Source organism: Mucilaginibacter sp., assembly GCF_036383575.1.
Lineage (GTDB): Bacteria > Bacteroidota > Bacteroidia > Sphingobacteriales > Sphingobacteriaceae > Mucilaginibacter.
Window position 1 is genome coordinate 1 of sequence record NZ_DASVOB010000088.1, and the last position, 24,402, is coordinate 24,402.

Consider the following 24,402-nt stretch of genomic DNA (forward strand, 5'->3'; position numbering starts at 1 on the left):
ATCCGGATCATTAGTAGGTGAAGTTGCCCTGAAGATCAGTACCATCGTTAAATTTTCGCAAAACGTACTGCTTGGTTTAGCTGCCTTCGCTATCTCCATTTACTGGACTTATACTCAACACCCATCGGCAAAAGATAAAGATACCAAACCAACGCTTAAAGTGATCTGGGATCGGTTCCCCAAATTTGTATTAGGTTTTATAGGAGCTTCATTGTTATTCTCGTTCTTCCTTTCGCCGACGGCAGCTGCAACAGTTAAGGATAGCCTGAAAAATTTGCAGGGACTTTGGTTTGCGCTGGCTTTTACCAGTATAGGATTGGAAACCAATTTTGCCGACTTGTTTAACGAAAACAGTAAGAAGCCGTTGTACGCATTCCTGATAGCACAAACTTTCAATATTTTCATTACGCTCGCTATAGCGTTCATATTGTTTTAACAGGTTGTTGCCATGTTCAAAAAATTCAAAGTAAGGCGGAGCCATGTCCTCATTTTTGCGGGGATCATCATTATTGGGGTGATGATTTGGCTTTGGCCTGCTTTTTTGTCGGGCCGGGAAAAATGGCCCCAAAGCTTTGGATACGGAAAAACAGCTACAAAAGAAGAGATTGCCGCCCTCGATATTGATGTACGGCCCGATGGTAAAGGTTTACCTGCCGGAAGCGGCAATGCCGAATTGGGCGAGGTGATCTATACAAATAAATGCGCATCGTGCCACGGCGCCGATGGTAAAGAGATAAAAGGTGTTAAACTGCCGGGGCCGCCATTGGTTACCGGGAAAAGCAAAGCTAAAACCATAGGCAATTACTGGCCCTACGCCACCACTTTATTTGATTATATCCACCGGGCTATGCCTTACAACGCGCCCGGCTCATTAACCAATGATGAGGTTTACAGTTTATCGGCCTGGTTACTGAGTGCCAATAAAGTGATTAAATCCGGGGAGGTTATGAATGCACAAACGCTGCCCAAAGTGGTAATGCCGGCTCAAAAGCTATTTATTGTTGATGACCGTAAAGGAGGGCCGGAAGTAAAATAATATGGAACAGCAACAGGATAAACCGGTTAAAATTACCCAAAGAAAGATCAGCCGCCGCACTTTATTGGGCGGAGCCTTGGCTGCGGCTATAATCCCTGTAACATCGTCATTTGCCAAATATGTGCAGGTGGGCGTGCCGCTTGTTCCTGATCCAACTAAACAACCCGGCCCGCTGCCGGGTACGCTGGGGAAACGGTCGCTGTTTGAAAACCCGGTTAAGAAACCCTCGGATATCTCATCCCGGACACCTTTACAGGACCTGTATAGTACCATTACTCCCTCTGACTTACATTTTGAACGGCACCACGCTGGGGTCCCAACTATCGATCCAAACAAATATGAGCTCCTGATCCATGGTATGGTTGAGCGCCCAATGAAGTTTAGCCTGCATGATCTTAAGCGTTTCCCCTCGGTAACCCGCACTTGCTTTATAGAATGTGCCGGCAACTTTCGTACAGGTAAAGAGGAAATGACTGCGCAGGAAATTCTTGGCCTAACCAGCCAGAGCGAGTGGACAGGCGTGATGCTTTCAACCTTGTTCCGGGAGCTTGGCGTTGACCCCAAAGCAACCTGGTTTTTAGCCGAAGGGGGAGATGCCGCGGTACTTACCCGGAGTATCCCTATACACAAAGCCTGGGACGATGCCATGATCGTATATGCTCAAAACGGCGAGGCTATCCGCCCGGAGCAGGGTTATCCTGCCCGTTTACTGCTGCCCGGATGGGAGGGTAATACCAATGTAAAATGGATAAGACGCATAGAGATTTCTGACGCGCCATATTTTACCCGCGAAGAAACTTCGAAATACACTTATCCGGTTAAGGATAAGATCAGGATGTTTAGTTTTGAGATGGATGCCCGGTCTATCATTACCTACCCGTCCTTCCCGCAAAAAGTTGAACGTGGCTGGATCGAGATCCGCGGCATAGCCTGGAGTGGCAGGGGGAAAGTAGAGAAAGTTGAAGTAAGTACCGATGCCGGTAAAAGCTGGAACGAGGCGAGGTTGCAAGGCCCTATATTGGAAAAAGCGCATACTTATTTTCGCCACCTGTGGCAATGGGATGGTTCGGAAACGGAGATATTAAGCCGTGTCACCGACGAAACAGGATACACCCAACCAACCCTGAAACAATTGATTGATGCCCGCGGAAAAGATATAGGCGGGTACCATATGAACCCGGTAACATCATGGCGGGTTAAGCGGGATGGAACAGTGGTTTTTAAGCCCGAGAGTTATAAGTAGCTCATGGCCCTGACACGCCAGTACCTCTTGGAAATTATTATCAATTGAAACAAATTCTTTACAAATACTGTGAACTCGCTATGGGTTGATTTACAATCTAATTACCATTATTTTACTCTTCTTGTTTGTTTAAAAACATACCTATAAATTGGTTTTGTAATCTAAATATCAGTCACTTTTATATCACCATTATTTGATACCGGGTTAGTATACCTTCGGGTTGCATTAACGCGCGTTTTTTATTTGCCGCTTACCTGAGCTGATATAGCCGATTTTAAATGGTTTTGATCGATAAATGAAATTTTAAACCGATTATGATTGAACAAGGCTCTTACCTTAAATCGAAGATTTACGATTTAATGAACCTGATGATTAATGATGAGAGTGGGTTGTTTGAGGTTGGCGATTTAGAGGGTTATATAGACAAGCTTATTGATAAAGCATGCATCATAACTATTATGGAGCAGGATGTTTTACACGGTTTTTTGGCCTATTACGCTAATGATCATGTAAATAAAGTTGGGTTTGTGTCAATGGTATTGACCGATCCATCAACAAAGCGGATGGGATACGGCCGGCGGCTTGTTGAATTTGCCTTAAAAGACCTGGCATTGAAAGGGTTCAGGAAATGTCGCACGGAAGTAAACGCCGAAAATATAAGGGCTTTAAATGCCTTAAAAAGATTGGGTTTTACCTGCGCTGGTAAAAATGATCTCTACCTTGTGTTTGAAAAACAACTGTAATAATCAATAAAGCGGGTTTGTGAAATTAGCATGGATGCTAATCGCAGGTAGTACATAACCGCGAGACAAACTCGGCCAGGTGCAAAGCCTTTTCAACAGAAATAGGGTGGGTGTTACCTATCACGAGGGTATGCTCAACAATTTCGATCACAAAATCATCCAGCCTGATATCCATTACCACATTGCGGAAGTTACGGTCGGCACCGGTAATTGCTTTTTGGCGATCGCTTACCAGCATATAAAAAGTATCGCTGAAGGCTTTGTCTTCGGCAAAATCCAGCTCAACCGGGTGGATCAGTTCAATGATCTTATCAACAAGTGTTTCACGCCTGATGAGTACCCGCCCAAAATCATGCTTTAAATAAGCCAGCGCCCAGGTTTGATACTGTGGGCCTGTTACAGCTTTGCCATGATGATGAGTGATATGCTTGGGCTGGCATTCAGTAAACAGCATGTAGCTGTCGTTATTTTTGTTTTTTATAGCGTATGATTGTTTTACGCTGATATCCAGATAATCTTTGAAAATGCTAAACTGCTCTAAATGAAAATCAATATGTCCGGGTTGCTCAATTCTGAATTTGCTTTTCAGATTGCCCAGGATATCACCGAACTGGTCGGATACCGGAGGTAATAAGCCGGCGTTTTCAATAGCGGATTCCAAATTTTAAAGTTTAGTGTTATAAAATGTTAATACAATAATAACTTTTTTGCCTTAAAATTCAAAAATGCTACCATTAATAATGGTAGGGCTTCATTTTACCACATGAACAGGCACAATTGGCATCGTTAACACCCAGCTTTTTCAGGAAAAACTGGTAAAAGCCAATCCTGTCGTTCATGTTATACATGTTTTCGCCCTTGTTGCATTCAACTTCGCCATTTACAATATTAATGGTCATACCAAAACCTGGCGTACGGCCTTCGGCTTTATCCTCGGCATTGGGCTGCCATTTGCCGGTCATTACATCATGTGCCGATGGTTTGTGGGTTTGGGGTGTCATCCAAAAATAAATAGCGGTTTTAAACGCAATAATCGGGTCGGTCTCTACCATTTCGGGGTTTTGGAGCAATATTTTATCATCGCCTAAAATACAATCCGAGGCATAGCCATAGTTTCCGTTATAGCTAAGTTGCATTGGGCCGCGGCCATAGTATTTTTTGCCTGCAACAGGTGGGTATTCATCATTTTCGGCAACATAAGGCAAGCTGGTATTGCTTTCGTGGATAAACATTAAGCCATCGGTATAAGTAGCATTTTCACCATGGCGGGTTTCATGGGCAATGTGCGCAAAGAATGCAGCAAGCTCTTTTTTATTTACATCAGCACTGTATTCGGTGCAAAAGTTGCCGTAATCAATAGTGTAGGTGCTATCAGGTTTTGCTTTGGCCCATTGTTCGTTCCAGTCGGTATCCTGGCGTACAATGGTGCTTTTGCCTGTTTTTTTATCGGTGCGTACCAACTGGTAAACGGATGTAGCCCGGCGGGTTACTTTTACCGTGATCATGCCCAGCTCATCGGCGGCCTTGATAAAGGCAGCATATGTATAAAATTTATCGCGCTGCGGAAAAAGATCATTAAATTGTTTTTCGCTTAATAAACTGGCCATACTTACTTTGGGAGGGGCTGATTTATCTGCCACCGCCTTGTTGCTGTCGCTGCCACTGCTATTTTTACTGTTACCACCGCAGCTGAAGCCGGTTGAAAGCAGTATCACAAATGACAGGCAAAGGAGTTTAGATGATAATATGATCGATTTCATGAGTTAAGCGCTATTATGTTTGATGATATTACGGGTACAAGTTTAAGCTAACATTTTAAAAATTACACTTCATTGGCAAAAAATATGCTAAAGTGTTATGAAATACAAAATATAAGGTGATAGATTTGGAATAACACCAATCATGAAAAAAAGATTTGACAGGCTTTGTTTTAATTGCCTGGTAATCAGTATCAGCTTTTTTTGTAACCAGATTGTTGTGTTGAATTGTTAAATTAAGTATGAAAATATATACTAAAACGGGCGATAAAGGGTTTACCTCATTAATTGGCGGTACCCGTGTGCCCAAGCACCATATCCGCATTGAAAGCTATGGTACGGTTGATGAACTTAACTCGTACATAGGGCTTATCCGTGATCAGGATATTGATGCACATGATAAGGAGGTATTGAAGCAGATACAGGACAGGTTATTTACTATCGGCTCATCACTGGCAGCCGACCCGGAGCGATCAAAAATGGTTATTCCGGATTTGCATATGAGTGATGTGGAAATGCTGGAAACAGAAATGGACACCATGAACGAAAGTTTGCCCCCGCTTAAACATTTTATTTTGCCGGGGGGGAATAATGCAATTTCATTTTGCCATATTGCAAGATGTGTTTGCCGCCGTGCCGAAAGGATAACCGTTCAGCTTGCCGAAGAGAGTACAGTTGACGAAAAAGTGAATATTTATCTGAACAGGTTGAGTGATTACCTGTTCACTTTGGCCCGCAAAATTGCTGATACTAATAAAATAGCTGAAAATCAGTGGATACCACGGGTTTAAAAAATTGAAAAAAAATATTGATATTCAATTTGAAAATGTTATACTTTTGCGAAAAAGTAAATTTTACTGATAATTATAAATATAAATAAAAACGATGTATTGGACACTCGAACTGGCATCGCACCTGGAAGATGCACCATGGCCCGCAACAAAAGATGAATTAATTGATTATGCTATCCGTTCAGGCGCTCCTGTTGAGGTTATCGAAAACCTTCAGGCACTTGAAGACGATGGCGAACCGTACGAAAACATAGAAGAGATCTGGCCGGATTATCCGACTAAAGACGACTTCTTCTTTAATGAAGACGAGTACTAAACACGATAATGAAACCCTTAGCAATAAGGGTTTTTTTGTTAACCACTACTTTTTGGAATGATTTTAGTATAGGTGATTACACATTTACTTAACTTAAAACATTACAAAATGAGAGGTTTACTGTACATTATTGCTGTTATCCTTGTGATAGGATGGGCTATAGGATTTTTTGCATACTCTGCACCTGGTTTAATTCACGTATTATTAGTGATAGCTATTATAGCGTTGCTTTTAGGCGTGATCAGGAGGGCATAAAGAATTTAACCTTGTATTGCAAATCAAAAAAGCCGCAACTGTTATAGTTGTGGCTTTTTGCTTAAGAGTAGTTCGGCAATGGCAATATCTTCAGGAAAGGTGATCTTGATATTGCTGTGATCGCCTTCTGTAAGTTTTATTTCGGCGCCATATTGCTCAACAACACTGGCATCATCTGTAAATTTAGTATCAAAGGGCTGTTCATAAGCTTTCCTTAGCAGGGAGGCCTTAAATGTTTGCGGGGTTTGCACCAGGTAGATCTCATCCCTGATCAGGCTTACCGACCGGCTTTCTTTTACCTGGCGTATCGAATCGCGGCTTTTAACGGCCACTACAGCCGTTCCATGTTCGGCGGCGCATTCGTAAGCTTCATCGATAATATCAGGCGAAATAAGCGGTCGTACGGCGTCCTGTACGGCAACCAGGGCTTCTGTGTCAGTGATCAGGTTAAGCCCGTTCTTAACCGAATGAAACCGGGTTTCTCCGCCGGTAACCAGCTGGTGAGGGATGGTAAAAGAATATTCTTGTACTAACTGTTGCCAGTAGGCGTGATAAGCGGCAGGTAAAACCAATATAATGCCTGGTTTGGCTTGCGCCTGCTGAAATGCAGCGATGGTATGCATGAGTACAGGTTTGCCGTTAAGCAGTAAAAACTGTTTTGGCAAGCTCGACTGCATCCGGCTACCGGAACCGCCGGCTACTATAATAACGTAGTGGGGGAGATTGGTGGTTAGAGATTGGAGATTAGAGGTTGTCATGGCTTCTGTTGGCGAATATCCAACAAAATTACCTGCAAAAAAAATGAGATATGAAACCATGGTCTCACATCTCAAATCTTATATCTGAAATCTAAATAAAAATTAGATGATCAGCATCGCGTCGCCGTAGCTGTAAAAGCGGTATTTTTCTTTTACTGCTATTTCGTATGCGTTCATTACGTTTTCATAACCGCCAAAAGCCGCAATCATCATCAACAGGGTTGACTCAGGTGTATGGAAGTTGGTGATCATTGAATTGGCAATACTGAAATCGTATGGAGGGAAGATAAACTTGCTGGTCCAGTCGTTAGCTGCTTTCAATGTTTTGTTTGCAGATACAGCCGATTCGATAGTACGCATTGAAGTAGTACCAACAGCGCAAATGCGTGATTTGCGCTCAATGCCGCGGTTTACAATATCAGCTTGCCTTTGCTCAATAATGAATTGCTCCGAATCCATTTTGTGCTTGGTTAAATCCTCAACCTCAACCGGGCGGAAAGTGCCTAAACCAACATGCAGGGTAACTTCGGCAAAATCAACGCCTTTTAATTCAAGGCGTTTCATCAGCTCGCGGCTAAAGTGTAAGCCGGCAGTAGGGGCGGCAACAGCACCTTCGTGTTTAGCAAAAATGGTTTGATAACGCTCTTTATCTTCGGCGGTAGCTTTACGTTTAATGTATTTAGGCAGTGGTGTTTCACCCAAAATTTCAACATTACGACGGAACTCTTCGTCGGTACCGTCAAACAAAAAGCGGATGGTACGGCCACGTGAAGTGGTGTTGTCAACAACTTCGGCAATCAGCAAATCGTCGTCGCCAAAATATAGTTTATTACCTACGCGTATTTTACGGGCAGGATCAACCAGTACATCCCATAAGCGCAGTTCTTTATTCAGTTCGCGCAGCAAAAATACTTCGATAGTAGCACCGGTTTTTTCTTTGTTGCCATATAAACGGGCAGGGAAAACTTTAGTATTATTAAGGATCATCACGTCCTTATCCTGGAAGTAATCCAGCACGTCTTTAAATATTTTATGCTCAATTTTGCCCGAATCTTTGTGTAAAACCATTAAACGTGATTCATCGCGGGTGGCAGAGGGTGTATGGGCGATAAGGGATTCAGGTAAGTTGAATTTAAATTGAGATAATTTCATGCTTGTTTTTATGAATTTTCAAGGGCGCAAATGTACGAATTTTTTTGTTAATTTAACAGATTTTTTTAAGAAGCAGTTTAATTACACTACCGTTATATTAATTGAAAAATACTGTAACTTAAATCATGTGCTGTTGTCTAAAAAAATATTGACAGGCGGTTTAACGTATCAGCAACAAAAACGCCCGTTATATTACTATTACCTCCACGCTTTAACCGTGCAATAAGTATTGATTAACAAGTAATATCAAAATAAGTTATATGCTTTTTTTAAAACTTTTAAGGGAGAGTTTTTTGTTTGCCGGTGATGCCCTGCGCCAGAACAAAACACGTACGTTGCTATCATTGCTTGGAGTAACCATTGGTATCTTTACCATTATCGCTGTGCAATCGGCAGTTGATACCCTGCGTAATAACCTGCAAAACAGTGTTAATAAGTTGGGTAATAATAGTATTTACGTGCAAAAGTGGCCCTGGGTAGGAGGAAGTGATTTCCCCTGGTGGAAATACCTGCAAAGGCCCGAATCTGATCTTCGCGATTTTAATGAGCTCTCGCGCCGTATTTCCACAGCCGAAGCTTTATCGTATGAAATAAATATTGATAACCGTACCATAAAATATAAAAGCAACACAGTTGAAGGTGCCCAGGTTGATGCTGCATCGGCAGATCACGACAAAACCTGGAATTTTGATTTTGAAAGCGGCCGGTATTTTACCGAGATGGAATCAAAAACGGGTGCACCAATAACCAATATCGGTTATGATATAGCTCAAAATCTTTTCCCCGATGGAGATGCTATTGGCAAGCAGATCAAAGTAATGGGCCGTTATGTAACCGTTGTTGGCGTGTTTTCAAAGCAAGGTAAGGATATGCTGGGTATCTCCACAGATAAGGAAGTACTGCTGCCCCTTAATTTTGCTCACAATTTGATAGATGTACAAAGCTCCAAGTATCAACCTTCAATTATTGTGCGCGGTAAAAAAGGTATCCCAACTGATGATGTTGAAAGTGAGATCAAAGGCCTCATGCGTTCTATCAGGAGGTTAAGACCTGGTGCTGATGATAACTTTTCTTTAAACCGCACAACCATGATCACCCAGCAACTGGACGATCTTTTTAAAGTGGTTAATATTGCTGGTGCCATTATCGGCGGATTCTCTATCCTGGTTGGTGGTTTTGGCATCGCCAATATCATGTTCGTTTCGGTTAAGGAACGTACCAATATTATAGGGATACAAAAATCATTAGGTGCTAAAAACTATTTCATATTATTGCAGTTTTTAATTGAATCGGTGCTGCTTTGTTTCGTGGGCGGGATCATCGGGTTGCTTTTTGTATATCTCGGCACATTTGCTGTAAAGGCGGCTTTAGATGTACAGGTAATACTTGATGCCGCTAACATTTCAAGGGGCTTAAGCTATTCAATTATAATAGGGGTAATAGCAGGGATCATTCCCGCGTATTCGGCCTCAAGGCTGGATCCGGTTGAAGCTATCCGCACAAACTAATTGTAATATGAAAATAATTAAAGGATTTTGTTTTTTAGCGGTAATTGCCGCCACCGCTTGCAACCAGCCGGCAAAACAGCAAGAAGCTGCCAAAGCAGACACAACCGCCGCTGCTAAACCTGTAGAAGCACAGGTTGCAGATACCAGTAATACCAGTGATGTTTTTAAGGCTTATATCGCTTTAAAAGATGAGTTTATTAAATCGGACGCGGCAGGCGTTAAGACCGCAGCCACGGCTTTGGAATCCAAGCTTTCGGATATTAAAGGTTGCAGTGAAACAGCTGCTGTGGCAAACCAGATAAGTAAAGCGACAGATATTAAAGCTCAGCGCGAATCGTTCCTGGTATTGAGCAAAGACGTGATCGCTTTGGTAAAAGGAGCTAAATTTAAATCGGCACCAATTTATGTTGATTTTTGTCCGATGGCCGATGGCGGAAAAGGTGGGTACTGGCTTTCTTCAACCAAGCCTATTGAAAATCCATATTTCCCGGAGCATATGAAAGAGTGCGGAACGGTGAAGGAGCAGATCAACTAAAAAAAACTGAACCCTGATTTTCATGATTCAGGGATTTTATGATATTTTAAAAGCGATGGGGATGCCTGTCGCTTTTTTTTGAACCTTGATTCTCATGATTTAAGGATTTCGTGATATTTAAAGCGATAGGGAATGCCTGTCGCTTTTTTATTTTGATGGAGTTCGGCGATTCCTCGCTGTCCGTAGACTTTGTCTGCGGATAATTTATGTATGTAGTTTGCAACTACATACATAAATTATCGTGTCCTGGGTTTATTTTAGCGTGCAGGGCTGGAGTTACAAACTCCAGGCATAGTCCCTTCGAAGTCAGAGGCTTCGAAGGGAAATTCGATGTTCAAAATCCCCAATAAAAAATCCGAAATCGAAAATCCGATATCCGAAATCCTCCTACGCTGATTGCCTGATATGTTTTGCCAGTTTGCTGTACAGTATTTCTGGAACAAAGGGTTTGGTGAGGTAATCAACCATGCCGGCTGCCAGGGCTTTTTCGTAGGTTTCGGGCATAGCATCTGCTGTGAGGGCTATAATGGGCAGGTCTGGCTGCAATAGTTTGATGACCGCCGTTGCTTCAAATCCGTCCATAACGGGCATCTGCAGGTCCATAATGATAAGGTCATAAACGTTGTGGTTAACAAGGTCAACGGCTATTTGCCCGTTCAATGCTTCCTGAACCTGCGCGTTCCATCGTTTTAAAAATTTGCCGGCTATCATCAGGTTCATTTTGTTATCGTCCACAATTAAAATGTTCATGCCCTGCAGATTGTTATCTGTAATATTTACGGCGTCTGCAACGGGCTTCGGAACGTTAACCTCGGGTGCAATAGGGAAGCTTATCGTAAAACAGAATGTGGTGCCTTTGCCAAGCTCGCTTGATACTGCAATTGTGCTATTATGCAGTTCAATCAGTCTTTTGGTAATAGCCAGACCTAAACCGGTGCCTCCGTAGTCATTATTGATCACCTGCTGGTCTTGCATAAAAGGATCAAAAACGATGTTGAAGCTTTCGGGCGAAATACCGATGCCGGTATCCGTAACTGCAAATTTGATATTGACAGTGTTTTCAGTCAGTACATCTCTATCCAGCCGGATAATAACCTTGCCTGTATGCGTAAATTTAATGGCATTACCTATCAGGTTATTAAGCACCTGGCTCAGGCGCATGGCATCGCCCATTAAATCTCCGGGAATAGTATCGTCAGTTATCAATTCAAGCGTTAATGCTTTTTCGGCAGCCCGCGGTTCAAAGGATTGCTTTATTTTACGGATCAGCTGGTGTATGTTGAACCTCGAATTGTTTAGTTCCAGTTTACCGGCTTCTATTTTATTATAATCTAAAATATCATTGATGATGGCCAGCAGGTTTTCGCCCGAAAATTTGAGCGTATTGAGGTATTCCAGCTGTTCGGGCCGCGGATTTTCGTCAAGCAGCAGGTTAGTTGTGCCGATAACCGCGTTCATTGGCGTGCGGATCTCATGGCTCATGATAGATAAAAATTCCGACTTGAATTTGGATGATTTTTCGGCCAATTCCTTAGCCCATACCAGTTCCTGCTGGGCCTTTTGCTGATCGGTAATATCTTCGCCAATACTGGTCGTTTCTTTAATATTACCATGCTCGTCATAAAAAACAGTGTTTTGCCAACTGATGACGCGCTGCTCGCCATTACGGCAAACAACAGGGTTTATATAATGAGGTAAAATAGCATTGTTGGCAAACCAGCCTTTTAAAAAATCCTTTAGGTCTTCAGGTATGAAGTTATCCATCCAGTTCATACCTATCAGTTCATGCTGTTTGTAGCCGATAAGTTGAGCTAAATATTTATTACAGAAGGTGATCAACCCATTACCATCAACGGTAATGGCCACCATGTTTATTTTTTCCAGTACCGATTTGTATTTGCTTTCGGCGCCCCTGTAGTCAAGTTCAGCCTGCTTACGTTCGGTTATATCCTGAAGGGTACCTATAATTTTGCGTACGCTGCCATCCTCATTATACAGGCGTTTACCCGCTATGATGCTTAGGTGTTTTAAATTGCCATGAGGGGTTATGATACGATATTCGTGCGATGAATCCATGGTGTTCGCGTCGCTTTGCAGCAACTTCCTGATGATGGCCCTATCATTAGGGTGAACGTATTTAAGCAGCAGGTTTACGAATGTTTTGCGGTACAAGGATGTATTTATCCCAAGCTCATAAATGTTGTTCAACTCGTCCGACCAGCTGAGGTTACCCGTAGCCACATCATATTTCCAGTTGCCTATTTTAGCTATGGCCTGGGCTTCCATCAATTCAAGCTGGCTTAACTTTGCTGCCTTATCGGCCAAGCGGGCTTCGGTGATATCCTGTATAATGCCAAAAGTACGTGTGCTGGTGTCTGATCGTGATTTCTTTTCACCGCGTTGGATCCTGATGTACTTCAGGTTACCGGCCGGGGTGATAAATTTATGCTCAAGTTTGTTTTGCGTTGTTGAACGGATGGATGCAAGGTATTCGAAAACAGCGTCCCTGTCATCCGGATGTACCAGGCTTATGTAATATTGAAAATGGCTCATGTCGGCAGGCATCTGCTCAATCCCAAGCAGGTCATTAAGGTTGGCCGACCAAAATGTTTCCTTACTTTCATGATCATACCACCAGTTGCCAATTTTAGCGATGTTCTGGGCTTCTAATAGCAGGCCTTCGTTTTCTTTAAGGGCCCGTTCGTATTTCTTTTGTTCGGTTATATCCACTACCGAGGCTGATATCCTGCCTGTGTAGCCTGTTGTTTTATCAAATATAGGGGTGAAGTTGGCTGTAAACGAATGCCCGCTATCATAATCAGATAAAAACTCAATAGATATAGGTTTATGGTTTTCTATTACATAGTTTAAGGCCTTTTCATATTTTTCGGCCTTTTGCGGGCCTACCACCAGGTCAAGGGTTTTACCTATGGCAATCCGCGGATCAACAATACGTTCGGTCAGTTCATTAAACCAAACGTTAATACAGGTTTTACTTTCATCAAACTCAAAAATAATGTCGTTGAGCGAGTTGATGAGCGCGTTGAGGTGCTTACGACTTTCCCGCAGTTTGGCGTCGTTATCCATGAGGCTTTGGTTAAGCTTCATCACGTTATCAACAGCGTTTTTTAGTTGGTATTGATAGGCCATCACTACCAAAAATGAAACGTAAGCTATTAATGTAAATACCAGGATAAGTACTATAAGCACCGCAGGCGAAATAGCAAGCCTGGGCGCCGTGAAGTAGGCGACTATAATAGCAACAAGGTTGGCCCCACCGATAATGATGAACTCCTTACTTTTTTTGCAAAAAAGGGTTAATGCAATAAAAATGGTTATGGCGCTAAGCAGGTACACATGTTCAAACCCGTTTTTGCCAAGTAAAATACAATTGTTTATTACCAGGAAAGATAATATGGTAGCAAATATCCCCGCCTTGTAAGAAGTTTTATTGTTGATGAAAGAAAAAAATAAGGTGATGGCGCAAAAAAAACAGTTTATAGCCCTTAACCAAAAAGGATCGTACGAATTGTTGTAGCAAAGATAATGTAACGAGGGACTGGCAATTAATAAACCTATAAGTAAGAGCCGGTAAACAGTAGCTTCGTTTTGGATCATTACCAATGAGTTACCTTTTAACGACATGGATTGCAGTAATTTTTTAATCAATTATTAACGTCTATAAGCACAAATACAGGTTGTAAAATAATAAATTTGCCCGAAAATTTTTACAAACAGTAAATTATATTAGCGGTTATTAATACGCAGATTTATTTACATTTGTTGCAGATACAAATTTCTATGGCGGAAACAGCACAACTAAAAATTGGTGATAAAACATTTGAGCTCCCGGTAATTGAGGGCACTGAAGGTGAAAAGGCAATCGATATTTCTAAGCTTCGCGATCAAACTGGTTATGTAACACTTGATATCGGGTACAAAAATACAGGCGCTACCAAAAGCGCCATTACTTTTTTAGATGGCGAGCAGGGAATCCTTAAATATCGCGGTTATCCCATTGAGCAATTAGCCGAAAAATCATCATTTATTGAAGTTGCTTATTTGCTGATCTATGGCGAATTGCCATCTGCCGATCAACTAAAAGCATTCCAATACGAGTTAAGCCGCCATACTTTGGTGCACGAGGATATGAAGAAGTTTTTTGATGGCTTCCCGTCAAAATCGCACCCAATGGGGCAGCTTTCATCATTGGTATCTGCATTATCGGCTTTTTATCCCGAATCATTAAAACCATCACAAACTACCGAAGAGCTTAATCAGAGCATTATCAAAATGCTTGCTAAGATGGCTACCGTGGTTTCTTGGATCTATAAAAAATCATTAGGGCATCCGGTTATCTATCCTCAAAACAAATACGATTACGTTACCAACTTCCTGCACATGACCTTTGGTCAGCGTACTGAGGAGGTAGAGATCGATCCGGTTGTGATGGATGCCATGAATAAGCTGCTGATCTTACATGCCGATCATGAGCAAAACTGTTCTGCATCAACTGTTCGTATTGTAGGTTCATCCGATTCAAATATTTATGCTTCGGTGTCTGCCGGTATTTCTGCTCTTTGGGGCCCTTTACATGGCGGCGCCAACCAGGCTGTAATTGAAATGCTTGAGAAGATCAAGGAAGATGGCGGCGATACCGATAAATGGATCGCTAAGGCTAAAGATAAAAATGATCCTTTCCGCCTGATGGGTTTTGGTCACCGTGTTTATAAAAACTTTGACCCGCGAGCAAGGATCATCAAAAAGGCCTGCGACGATATTTTAGAAAAACTGGGTATCAACGATGAGGTATTGGAAATAGCTAAAAAACTGGAAGAAGTTGCCTTGAAAGATCCATATTTTGTTGAACGCAAGCTTTATCCTAACGTGGATTTTTACTCAGGTATTATTTACCGTGCGTTAGGTTTCCCAACTGATATGTTCACCGTGCTGTTTGCCCTTGGCCGTTTACCGGGATGGATTGCCCAGTGGAAAGAAATGAAAGAAAACAAAGAGCCTATCGGCCGCCCACGCCAGATCTATGTTGGTGCTACCAGCAAAGAATACGTGGATATAGCGAACCGGTAAATTCAACTTGGTTCATGGTTAATGGATCATAGTTCATAGAAAAAAATATAAAACAGAAAGCGATGGGGGATGATCTCATCGTTTTTTTTTGACCGCTGATTTTTGACCGTTGATTTTGAAAGCTGATTTTTATGATTTCGTTGATTTTACTACGGTCTGTTCAATAAGCAAAATCCAATCAACGAAATCAGCGTAATCATCAAAGATCAACGGTCAAAAAGAAGGCCCCGCAGATTTTCATCGTGCGGGGCCATATATAAATCAATCAACTCTGTTATTTTTTTACCAGCGTATAAGTAGCCTTGGTATTGTCTGCTGCATTTAAGCCAAAGGTAAAGTGATACGTACCAGCAGCTGTAACCGGGATATTATTTGTATCAGATGAAGCTAACGTTGAACCATCGGCCCCTACTTTAGGCGGGCCGTAGCTTGTACCCCAATCGTGGTTGCGGCGTACTTTCATCTCGCCTACCACGAGTGTAATATCAGTTTGCCAAACCTGGTTGCCGTTATCGTATTTAAGATCTGTATCTGTATTCCAGGCTACACCAGGGGTTGCATTGCCTATCAAGCTATAGTAATATTTTACTGGTTCAAAGCTGATGGTTTTGGCGTTCATATCAACAGTAACCCAGGTTAAACCAGCAGCAGGTGCGGTAATGTTTGGCGGGTTGCCGGTGCCCTGGGTTATTTTACCCGGCCCGTCCGAACCATAGTTTCCATCATAGTTTTTATTGGTTGGCAATACTTTAAAGTCAAGTTTACCGGCAGGGAAATTAATAATGCCTGTGTAAATGCCATTGCTTGTTGCTGATAACAGGCTGTCAACATTAGGGCTTGGTACAGCCCAGCCTTCATAAGCACCAGCAAGATAAATAAATGATGTTAACGGGAAAGGTGTTACTGTGAGCGAAACCACACTTGAATAGGTTGGTGCAACCGCCGATCCGGTAAACTGGGTTTTTAAGCGGACTTTCACAGTTGTTGAAACCCCGGTTGGCAGGTTCATGCTCAACAAAATGTTATTAAAGTCAAGCACGTTAAAGGCTTTCGATGTAGCTTTTAAATCTACTGAAACCTCTTTAACGGTTGTGAAATCATCACTGGTGCCAAACTGAATGCTGTTAGAAACCGCCGACTGGAATCCATAATCGGGCGATTTTAAAGTGAAAGTAACAGCTACATCAGCAAGGTGCGCTTTACTTAATGCAGGTGTTGTTGTACTTGCGCTAAATGATCCTTTAGCTTTTGATGGATCGGCTACGACCTTTGTTTCGTCCTTTTTACAGGATGCCAGCATCATCACGGCAATACCGCCCAGGGCCAGGAATTTCGTAAATGATTTTTTCATGTTTTTTTCTGAAATTGAATTTGAAATATCGTTAACGGGAGGGTGGATACTCTCTGCGCCTCCCGCATATTTTTTAATAGCCCGCGTTTTGTTTTAGGTTAGGGTTGGCAGCAACATCACTTGTTGGTAACGGATAAATAGTGCGGTAGCTTTCAACGCCTTTCCCTCCTTTAACGCCCCCTTTAAACGGCCACAGGTAAGTATCCTCGACAAACTTTTTGTAACGGATTAAATCGGTACGGCGAAAGCCTTCCCAATACAGCTCGCGTCCTCTTTCGTCAAGGATCTGGTCTGTTGTGATGCTGGTTACATCGCCGCTTGTATTACCATAGGCTCTTTCGCGCAGCTTATTGATATAATTCACAGCAAGGCTCATATCGCCGCCGACGCCGCCCCGGGTTGTTGCCTCAGCATATATTAGGTATTGCTCGGCAAGCCTAAAAATTGGAAGGTCCATATCTGCATAATCGAGGCTTGAACCGGGTTTGCCATCGGCTATTTTTACGTTCTTGAATTTTGAAATAGCGTATCCATCGGTAAAGGTGCTGATATCCGAAATTTCAAGATTTTGCCCGCTGGTATAAAACTGAGCGCGTTGATCGGCGCTTGATGCTCCTCCTGGGAATAAAGCTACTAACGCTTTGGTTGTCCTTAAGCCAGCCCAGCCACCGCCAATACCAAATTCTCCGGCTGGCATTGAACCGCCAACAGGCGCGTGGGTCATGAACGTTGCGCCACCATAGCTCTGTGTACGCAGGCCGTCGTAATTGATAGTTAATATAAATTCATCTGTGTTTAGGTTATTATCAGCCCGCATCAATTTCGTGTAGTCACTAATCAATTTATAGCCGCCACCGTTCTCTATAACTTTCTTTGAATAGGTAATGGCATCGCCGTAATGTGCTGTACCGGTGTAAACCTCTGCATTAAGATAGATTCTTGCCAATAGAGCCCATTCGGCAGACTGGTCGGCACGGCCATATTCATTAGCCCGCGGTTTGGCCAAAGATCCGTCAATCGCTTTAAGCTCACTTTCGATATAATTAAAAAGATCTTTACGGCTTATTTGTTTTGGTAAGGTTGATCCAAGTGCATCATTTTCGGTAACAAACGGAGGGTTTGCAAAAAGGTCCATCAATATTGAATACTGGTAAGCCCTCAAAAAACGCGCCTCAGCGGCATACATTTTAATATTGGTGGCATCAGCGCCGGAAATGCCCCTGCTACTGAGATTGGCATCTGTAGACTGGCGTATAAAATCGTTAGCCAGCGTTATTTGATAAACAGAGCGGTAATAAATGCCTTTCAGGAACAGGTTACTTGATGACCAGGACATATTGTGGAAATCAGGAAGACCTGGGTCGCCCCAGCCAACAACGGCTTCGTCAGTCGGCAGTTCTTCCGCACACCACAGCAGGCGGTAAAAATCAGATGTTCCTTCGTCAATACCCTGAACATCGCCATTACCTGCAGGGCCTGAGTTTCCTGTTAGAGCATACGCCCCATATACTTTCGCAAATGCCTGCTTATAACCTTCGGGAGAATTATATACCTGTGCCGATGTCAGGTCATTAGTAGGGATCAGATCAAGCTTTTTATTGCATGATACCGAACCTGCGGCTATCAAACCGCCGATTAATATAAGTTTTATCGAATTTTTTTTCATGTTGATTTCTTTTAACGTGATCAGCTATAAGGTTATAGTGATAGATTAAGCCCTAATACATAGGTGCGTGGTCGTGGGTAAAGGTTATTATCGATACCAGTACCTATTTCAGGGTCAACACCTTTGTATTTAGTAATTACAAATACATTTTGTACGTTGGCGCTTAATCTTAAAACTCCCGTATTTTTAAATACTTTGCCAAAATTGTAACCTACGTTTATATTATCCATGCGGATAAATGATGCATTTTGAATGTAGTAATCTGATAACACATTTTTATCGCTGCTTCCGCTTAAACCGCTTTGCAGTACGTTGGTTGAACCATTGTTTATAACGCCGATAGGGTTAATGATGCTTCGTTGGGTACCTGTGCTCGAAAATACATTGTTATAAGCGTAATTACCCACGCTTGCCCTCGCGGTGAAACCCGCCGACCATTTTTTGTAGTTTACATTTGATGTTAAACCAAAGTAGCCTTTAGGGTCAGGGCTTTTATAATGGTACAGGTCCTGATCATTGATCACTCCATCATTGTTTCTGTCAACAAATACGCCATCAAGAGGCTTGCCGTCCGGGCCGTAAACCTGCTGGTATACATAAAACGAATAGCGTGGATAGTTTACAGAGTTGATCTGGATATTCTGGCCTGTTCCGCCGGAAATACCGCCGGTAGGGCTACCTGCGTAGCTTGGATCTGGTGCTATAGTGAGTTTGGTAATTTTATTTTGGTTATAAGTAGCGTTAAGGCCAATGCTCCAGGTAAGGTCCGTACTCCTGATAATATCCGCGTTGATATTAAACTCAATGCCGCTGCTGGTAGCGTTACCAATGTTAGCAACAATTTCGTTCGAGAAATTTGAGCCAGCCGGTTGTGAGATCTTGTTTAACAAATTGGTGGTTTTTCTGTGATAGTAATCAATAGTGCCGGTGATACGGTTATCAATGAAGCCAAAATCAAAACCAACGTTGGCAGATGTAGTTTCTTCCCAGGTCCTGTTTGGATAATAGCCACCCGGACGGTACAAGTTATAAAACTTATCGCCTAACTGGTATTGAGCAGTATTGTTACTCAGATTGTAATATGATATATAGCTGTAATTTTCGCCGATATCCTGCTGACCAGTTTTACCATAACCTAAGCGTAATTTCAAGTCAGATAAAACTTTTGATCCTTTAAGAAAATCTTCCTGGATCATTTTCCATGCAAAGGCCGCAGATGGAAAAGTACCGTATCTTCTGTCTGGTGCAAACTTTGATGATCCGTCCCTTCTTACAGTACCGGTTAAAATGTATTTATCGTCAAAAATATAATTTAAACGTCCGTAAACTGATATAAGCCTGTTTTCGGGTATGTCAAAAGGATATACAGGTTTTGACACAATTGTACCATCTGCGGTAATATCTGCAAAATTGTAGGTTGTGGTACGGAAATCCTGGTATGAATAACCCGCTACTGCATCAATATGGCTTTTAATCTCTTTAAAGTCTTTAGCGTAGCTCAGATATCCTTCAAATATTTTATTTGATTGCAATTGTTTGTATTGGGTATTTGTACCACCATGGAAAACACCGGCAGCATCTTTATACCTTTTATAACCCGCAGCAGCGCTATCGCTTACAAATACAGTACCGCGACCGTTTGATACATCATAACCAAGGTTTACATTAGCATGTAACTCCGGCAGGAAATGGAATTTATAATCCAATGTTAAATTGCCAATGCTGCGGTAAACATTACTTTTATCATCGCGCTGTTCCAATAAACCAAGCGGGTTTAAAGGCGCCAGTGATTTAAGGCCGTTAACCGAAGATGGGTCAAGCCATTCATAATAACCGCCAAAACGGTTGCTGCCTGAATACACCGGCAGGGTAGGATTAAAGCTGACTGCGGCACCAATAGCGCTTTCATTTGCAAACCTTTGTTTTACGTTTGCGCCTTTAACGTTTAAGTTAACTTTCAGGTGATCTGTAAAAAAGCTTGGACTCAAGTTAATAGCACCGGTAAAGCGCCTCAACGAGCCTGTTTTTAATACACCTTCCTGGTTAAGATATCCTGCTGAAACACGGTATGGTAATACCTTGGTAGCGCCAGATACGCTGATGTTATTATCAGTGGTTTGTGCGGTTTGATATATTTGTTTTTGCCAGTCGGTATTTGCTGTACCCAGTAAAGCTTGTTGGGCAGCGGTGCCATTAGCTTTAACATAGTCACGCAATTGATCAGCGGTTAAAACGCTTACTTCTTTGCCTAATTTTGATACCGAAAATTGTGAGCTAAAGTCGACAGTTGGTTTTCCCTTTTTGCCTTTTTTGGTAGTGATTAAAATAACGCCGTTTGACGCCCTGTTACCGTAAATGGCTGTGGCTGATGCATCTTTTAACACTGAAAACGATTCGATATCGTTGGGGTTTATTAGACTTAAAGGGTCGGCAACACCTGATATTTTTGAAGTACCGTCGGCGTTGCGGGCATTATCAAGCGGTACACCATCAATAACGATAAGCGGGTCGTTGCTGGCAGACAAGGAAGCACCGCCGCGAATACGGATCTTGCTGCCCGAACCTGGTGCACCACTGTTGGATATAACGGAAACACCGGCAACCTTACCGGCAATTAATTGCTCGGGAGTGGTAATAACGCCTTTTTGAAAATCTTTGGCGGTTATGTTGGTGATAGAACCCGAAAGGTCTTTCTTACGTTGCGTTCCGTAACCGATAACTACCACCTCGTTTAGGCTTTTGCTTTCGGGCTGTACGGTGAAGTTTTCGATTAAAGCACCATTAACTGTGACCGTCTTCTTTAGTGTAATATAACCGATAAACTTTACGCTTAGCGTATAAGTACCGGCTTTAACATTATTGATGGCATAGTTACCGTTAGGGTCGGTAGTTGAACCAATAGTGGTACCATCGATAGTAACCGTAGCGCCTGGGAGGGGCTGGTTGGTTTCGTCTAATACCTTTCCTTTAATACTCCCGGTTTGTGAAAACGCCATGAATGACATCATCAGGAAAGCACAAAGAAGAACATACTTTTTTGAGTAATTTTTTCTCATTTACTTATTGATTTTTATGAATAAAAAAAGGCTTATTTTGCCGGCTATAATTGGTTTATTATTGTGGCCGAAACAGCATGCGACTAATTTACATTTACAAATATCAATTGCAAATTTTATGTAAAAGATAATTTTAAAGCGTTTAATTAATGCTTTTTTAACTTTAACGAAATCTTAAAATTTATTAAAATATCAGGAAAAAAATATTGTTTTTATGCGAAATTTGGATTTAAACACATATTTGCGAAACAGGTAAGTGTCAAGTTTACACAATAGTTGATTTTACTTTTATGCAATCAATTTCCGGGAACGTTCCCGGAAACGTTCCCGGTTTTACCCTTTTTATCATGATCAAAAAAATAATTTTCTGCGCGTTTTTGCTTTTTGGTCAAAATTTTTTGCTTTTTAGCCAGGTGAAAATCTCCTTTTTTACCGGTAAAATTGCGGCCCCAAAAAGCCCTCCGGAACACCTGTTTCTGGCAGGTGATTTTAATGGCTGGAACCCCGCCGATAAGGCCTGGGAACTGCTTAAAAATGAGGCAGGGAATTACGTATTAAACAAGGATCTGCCGGTCGGGATCGTTCACTTTAAAGTAACCCGTGGCAGCTGGAATACAGTTGAATGCGATGCAGCAGGGAAAGCTATTGATAACCGTAACCTGATCATAAAAAGCGATACCAGTGTTAAGCTTTATATAGCTGGCTGGCAGGATAATTTTGCCCAGCCCGAAAAGAAACATACTGCTACGGCCCGTGTACATATCATCAGTGAAAACTTCGGGATACCGCAATTAAGCAGGCAACGCCGTGTTTGGATCTACCTGCCGGCAGGATACGATACAGGCAAGAAACAATACCCGGTAATTTATATGCATGACGGGCAAAATCTTTTTGATGAGTATACCTCCAGCTATGGCGAATGGGGCATTGATGAACTTATGGACAAAATACCGGCCCAACAGGAAAGCATCATCGTGGGTATTGATCATGGCGGCGAGTACCGTATAACCGAGTATGATCCGTATAACTCAAAATATGGTGATGGCAGGGGAGATGACTATGTTCAATTTTTGATTAAAGAGCTTAAGCCCTATATTGATACCCATTACCGTACCCAGAACGATGCCGTGCACACAACCATTGCAGGCAGTTCTATGGGCGGATTGATCTCCATGTATGCCGCACTTAAATACCCCGAAGTGTTTGGGAATGCAGGTGTATTTTCCCCCGCATTCTGGATCGCACCACAGATTTACGACCAGGCGCAACAGGCTATAGTTAGTAAAGAGAGTCGTTTTTATTTTGTTTGCGGCGATGCAGAAAGCGAAAGCATGGTAGCAGATATGCAAAAAATGGCCGAGATCGTGAAAGCCAAAGGGATCAAATCTGAAAATGCGCCGGTAACTGTGATCAAAGGCGCATCGCACAACGAAAAGCAATGGAACGGTGACTGGCCGGGCTTTTATAAATGGTTGATGAAATTTTAATTAATCATCTGTTTTGCGTTAGCGATAGTAGCGGATACCGGCCAACGAGCGTAATGCCTGCAGGCGTATGAGCGGATAGCGCGGGCCGGAGGTAACGCACATAATGTTAATTGGGGATTTCGGATGTTCGATTTCGTTTTTTTTTGTCTGAACTCGAATTAAACCAATTAAAGAATTTTTCGAATTTTCTTTTCATTCTGTAAATTCTTTAATTCCATAAATTCAGGTTCAGACAATATGAATGATAATCTGTTAGCATTTCTTAGGCAGTTTTAAACAACCTTCTATTTATCTCCGACCCAAATTTCCCTTAAATTTAATAGTTTTGAGGTCAGCACATGCCCATGACCATCGACGAAATATTAAAACAGTACTGGAACCATGATACCTTCAGGCCTATGCAGGCCGAGATCATCCAATCTGTTTTATTGGGGAACGATACATTGGCACTATTACCGACCGGAGGTGGGAAATCAGTTTGTTTCCAGGTGCCGGCATTGGCTAAAGAGGGGGTATGCATCGTGATATCACCGCTCATTGCGCTAATGAAAGACCAGGTTGAGACCCTAAAGGCCAAAGGGATCAACGCCATTTCGATAGTATCGGGCATGGGACGCCGCGAGATAGACCTGGCGCTGGATAATTGTATTTACGGCTCCGTGAAATTCCTGTACCTGTCGCCCGAGCGCCTATTAAGCGAGCTGGTACGCGAACGGGTAAAGTACATGAAAGTGAACCTGTTTGCCATTGATGAGGCGCATTGTATCTCGCAATGGGGCTATGATTTCAGGCCACCATATTTGCATATTGCCGATTTGAGGGAACTGCACCCGAATGTGCCGGTACTTGCCCTCACCGCCACAGCTACGGCCGATGTAAAGGCCGATATCCAGGAAAAACTAAAATTCAAAAATCCGGTAGTTTACCAGCAAAGTTTTGAGCGGCGCAACATCAGCTATGTAGTGCAGCATGAGGAAGATAAGTTCCGCAAAATGCTGAATATTGTTCGTGGTGTTAAGGGGAGCGGTATTGTATATGTACGCAGCAGGAAGGAAACTTTTGAGATAGCGAAGTTTTTGAGCGATAACGGTATAAGGGCCGATTATTATAATGCAGGTCTTTCGGTTGATCAGCGTTCCGAAAAGCAGGAGGCCTGGAAAAATAACCGGGTGCAGGTTATTGTAGCCACCAATGCCTTTGGCATGGGGATAGATAAACCGGATGTAAGGTTTGTGATCCATAAGGATATTCCCGAAAGTTTGGAAGCCTACTACCAGGAAGCCGGCCGGGGTGGGCGCGATGGCAATAAGGCATTTGGCGTATTGCTGTACAATCCTGCCGATAAGCTGAAACAGGAAAAGATGTATGAGCTTAATTTTCCGTCGGTTGAGGAGATCAAGCAGGTATACCATAACCTGGCCAATTATTACCAGGTGGCTTATGAAGCAGGAGAGGGGCTAAGCTTTGACCTTGTCCTTGGTGAGATTTGCAGTCGCTTTAAGCTTGATGCTATTAAAACGCTCAATGCCCTTAAGTTTTTGGAGCGTGATGAATACCTGTCCTTTAACGAGAGTGTATTTTTGCCATCACGCTTTCAGTTTGAGGTAGTTAACGAGCAGCTATATAACTTCCAGATCCAAAATTCGGGCTGGGACCCGTT

20 protein-coding genes are annotated in these 24,402 nt (G+C 42.5%); 12 read left to right on the plus strand and 8 right to left on the minus strand.

The window, feature by feature from the left end; genetic code table 11:
- The 4 genes from VF500_RS03250 to VF500_RS03265 form a co-directional block, all read left to right on the plus strand.
- A partial coding sequence (locus VF500_RS03250) for a putative sulfate exporter family transporter (protein WP_330858298.1) occupies positions 1-436 on the plus strand: 436 nt, incomplete at its 5' end.
- A gap of 12 nt (positions 437-448) precedes the next feature.
- Complete coding sequence (locus tag VF500_RS03255; RefSeq protein ID WP_330858299.1) at positions 449-1,036, plus strand: c-type cytochrome; 588 nt, start codon at positions 449-451, stop codon at positions 1,034-1,036.
- Between the two features lies 1 nt (position 1,037).
- The gene (gene soxC / locus VF500_RS03260) at positions 1,038-2,279 is read left to right on the plus strand and encodes a sulfite dehydrogenase (protein ID WP_330858300.1); all 1,242 of its coding nucleotides are present in this window, start codon (positions 1,038-1,040) and stop codon (positions 2,277-2,279) included.
- A gap of 314 nt (positions 2,280-2,593) precedes the next feature.
- Positions 2,594-3,022, plus strand: coding sequence for a GNAT family N-acetyltransferase (locus tag VF500_RS03265; RefSeq protein ID WP_330858301.1), 429 nt, complete (start codon positions 2,594-2,596; stop codon positions 3,020-3,022).
- 37 nt (positions 3,023-3,059) lie between these two features.
- On the opposite strand, the gene VF500_RS03270 is transcribed toward VF500_RS03265, so the two are convergent.
- Positions 3,060-3,683 (minus strand): hypothetical protein, encoded by a 624-nt coding sequence (locus VF500_RS03270; RefSeq protein ID WP_330858302.1) that lies wholly within the window; start codon positions 3,681-3,683, stop codon positions 3,060-3,062.
- A 73-nt stretch (positions 3,684-3,756) separates the two neighbouring features.
- Complete coding sequence (locus VF500_RS03275) at positions 3,757-4,782, minus strand: chitinase (protein WP_330858303.1); 1,026 nt, start codon at positions 4,780-4,782, stop codon at positions 3,757-3,759.
- Between the two features lie 239 nt (positions 4,783-5,021).
- Here VF500_RS03275 and VF500_RS03280 point away from each other — a divergent pair, with 239 nt between their 5' ends.
- The 3 genes from VF500_RS03280 (at position 5,022) to VF500_RS03290 (ending at position 6,141) form a co-directional block, all read left to right on the plus strand.
- Entirely contained in the window at positions 5,022-5,570 is a 549-nt protein-coding gene (locus tag VF500_RS03280) for a cob(I)yrinic acid a,c-diamide adenosyltransferase (RefSeq protein ID WP_330858304.1), read from the plus strand.
- Between the two features lie 94 nt (positions 5,571-5,664).
- On the plus strand, positions 5,665-5,886 hold the full coding sequence (locus VF500_RS03285) for a DUF2795 domain-containing protein (protein WP_002996718.1): 222 nt from the start codon (positions 5,665-5,667) through the stop codon (positions 5,884-5,886).
- Positions 5,887-5,994: 108 nt separating this feature from the next.
- A complete protein-coding gene (locus tag VF500_RS03290; protein ID WP_114940263.1) occupies positions 5,995-6,141 on the plus strand; it encodes a lmo0937 family membrane protein in 147 nt (48 codons plus the stop codon).
- A 41-nt stretch (positions 6,142-6,182) separates the two neighbouring features.
- Here VF500_RS03290 and VF500_RS03295 read toward each other — a convergent pair whose 3' ends face one another.
- Together VF500_RS03295 and queA are read right to left on the minus strand one after the other, a co-directional pair.
- The gene (locus tag VF500_RS03295) at positions 6,183-6,899 is read right to left on the minus strand and encodes a 2-C-methyl-D-erythritol 4-phosphate cytidylyltransferase (protein WP_330858306.1); all 717 of its coding nucleotides are present in this window, start codon (positions 6,897-6,899) and stop codon (positions 6,183-6,185) included.
- 102 nt (positions 6,900-7,001) lie between these two features.
- Entirely contained in the window at positions 7,002-8,051 is a 1,050-nt protein-coding gene (queA, locus tag VF500_RS03300) for a tRNA preQ1(34) S-adenosylmethionine ribosyltransferase-isomerase QueA (RefSeq protein ID WP_243480875.1), read from the minus strand.
- A gap of 260 nt (positions 8,052-8,311) precedes the next feature.
- Between queA and VF500_RS03305 the strand changes: the two genes are divergently transcribed.
- Positions 8,312-9,559, plus strand: coding sequence for an ABC transporter permease (locus VF500_RS03305; protein WP_330858307.1), 1,248 nt, complete (start codon positions 8,312-8,314; stop codon positions 9,557-9,559).
- A gap of 7 nt (positions 9,560-9,566) precedes the next feature.
- Positions 9,567-10,094, plus strand: coding sequence for a DUF3347 domain-containing protein (locus VF500_RS03310; protein ID WP_330858308.1), 528 nt, complete (start codon positions 9,567-9,569; stop codon positions 10,092-10,094).
- A gap of 387 nt (positions 10,095-10,481) precedes the next feature.
- Here the strand turns inward: VF500_RS03310 and VF500_RS03315 are convergent, their stop codons facing one another.
- Positions 10,482-13,763, minus strand: coding sequence for a PAS domain S-box protein (locus VF500_RS03315; RefSeq protein WP_330858309.1), 3,282 nt, complete (start codon positions 13,761-13,763; stop codon positions 10,482-10,484).
- Between the two features lie 132 nt (positions 13,764-13,895).
- Between VF500_RS03315 and VF500_RS03320 the strand changes: the two genes are divergently transcribed.
- Entirely contained in the window at positions 13,896-15,182 is a 1,287-nt protein-coding gene (locus VF500_RS03320) for a citrate synthase (protein WP_330858310.1), read from the plus strand.
- A gap of 274 nt (positions 15,183-15,456) precedes the next feature.
- Here VF500_RS03320 and VF500_RS03325 read toward each other — a convergent pair whose 3' ends face one another.
- The 3 genes from VF500_RS03325 to VF500_RS03335 all read right to left on the minus strand — a co-directional run bounded on the left by VF500_RS03325 (position 15,457) and on the right by VF500_RS03335 (position 21,255).
- Positions 15,457-16,533 (minus strand): SusE domain-containing protein, encoded by a 1,077-nt coding sequence (locus VF500_RS03325; protein ID WP_110585196.1) that lies wholly within the window; start codon positions 16,531-16,533, stop codon positions 15,457-15,459.
- A gap of 73 nt (positions 16,534-16,606) precedes the next feature.
- Complete coding sequence (locus VF500_RS03330) at positions 16,607-18,199, minus strand: RagB/SusD family nutrient uptake outer membrane protein (RefSeq protein ID WP_330858311.1); 1,593 nt, start codon at positions 18,197-18,199, stop codon at positions 16,607-16,609.
- Positions 18,200-18,231: 32 nt separating this feature from the next.
- A complete protein-coding gene (locus VF500_RS03335) occupies positions 18,232-21,255 on the minus strand; it encodes a TonB-dependent receptor (RefSeq protein WP_330858312.1) in 3,024 nt (1,007 codons plus the stop codon).
- 347 nt (positions 21,256-21,602) lie between these two features.
- Here VF500_RS03335 and VF500_RS03340 point away from each other — a divergent pair, with 347 nt between their 5' ends.
- Complete coding sequence (locus tag VF500_RS03340) at positions 21,603-22,742, plus strand: alpha/beta hydrolase (RefSeq protein WP_330858313.1); 1,140 nt, start codon at positions 21,603-21,605, stop codon at positions 22,740-22,742.
- 344 nt (positions 22,743-23,086) lie between these two features.
- The coding region (locus VF500_RS03345; RefSeq protein WP_330858314.1) for an ATP-dependent DNA helicase RecQ at positions 23,087-24,402 on the plus strand (1,316 nt) is incomplete at its 3' end.

What these genes read in the sequence shown, in the direction of transcription:
- VF500_RS03280 (WP_330858304.1), top strand. Translation starts at nt 5,022, where the DNA reads ATGAAAATATATACTAAAACGGGCGATAAAGGGTTTACCTCATTAATT.
- VF500_RS03295 (WP_330858306.1), bottom strand. Translation starts at nt 6,899, where the DNA reads ATGACAACCTCTAATCTCCAATCTCTAACCACCAATCTCCCCCACTAC.
- VF500_RS03325 (WP_110585196.1), bottom strand. Translation starts at nt 16,533, where the DNA reads ATGAAAAAATCATTTACGAAATTCCTGGCCCTGGGCGGTATTGCCGTG.
- VF500_RS03285 (WP_002996718.1), top strand. Translation starts at nt 5,665, where the DNA reads ATGTATTGGACACTCGAACTGGCATCGCACCTGGAAGATGCACCATGG.
- VF500_RS03290 (WP_114940263.1), top strand. Translation starts at nt 5,995, where the DNA reads ATGAGAGGTTTACTGTACATTATTGCTGTTATCCTTGTGATAGGATGG.
- VF500_RS03305 (WP_330858307.1), top strand. Translation starts at nt 8,312, where the DNA reads ATGCTTTTTTTAAAACTTTTAAGGGAGAGTTTTTTGTTTGCCGGTGAT.
- VF500_RS03255 (WP_330858299.1), top strand. Translation starts at nt 449, where the DNA reads ATGTTCAAAAAATTCAAAGTAAGGCGGAGCCATGTCCTCATTTTTGCG.
- soxC (WP_330858300.1), top strand. Translation starts at nt 1,038, where the DNA reads ATGGAACAGCAACAGGATAAACCGGTTAAAATTACCCAAAGAAAGATC.
- VF500_RS03320 (WP_330858310.1), top strand. Translation starts at nt 13,896, where the DNA reads ATGGCGGAAACAGCACAACTAAAAATTGGTGATAAAACATTTGAGCTC.
- VF500_RS03275 (WP_330858303.1), bottom strand. Translation starts at nt 4,782, where the DNA reads ATGAAATCGATCATATTATCATCTAAACTCCTTTGCCTGTCATTTGTG.
- VF500_RS03330 (WP_330858311.1), bottom strand. Translation starts at nt 18,199, where the DNA reads ATGAAAAAAAATTCGATAAAACTTATATTAATCGGCGGTTTGATAGCC.
- VF500_RS03265 (WP_330858301.1), top strand. Translation starts at nt 2,594, where the DNA reads ATGATTGAACAAGGCTCTTACCTTAAATCGAAGATTTACGATTTAATG.
- VF500_RS03340 (WP_330858313.1), top strand. Translation starts at nt 21,603, where the DNA reads ATGATCAAAAAAATAATTTTCTGCGCGTTTTTGCTTTTTGGTCAAAAT.
- queA (WP_243480875.1), bottom strand. Translation starts at nt 8,051, where the DNA reads ATGAAATTATCTCAATTTAAATTCAACTTACCTGAATCCCTTATCGCC.
- VF500_RS03310 (WP_330858308.1), top strand. Translation starts at nt 9,567, where the DNA reads ATGAAAATAATTAAAGGATTTTGTTTTTTAGCGGTAATTGCCGCCACC.
- VF500_RS03335 (WP_330858312.1), bottom strand. Translation starts at nt 21,255, where the DNA reads ATGAGAAAAAATTACTCAAAAAAGTATGTTCTTCTTTGTGCTTTCCTG.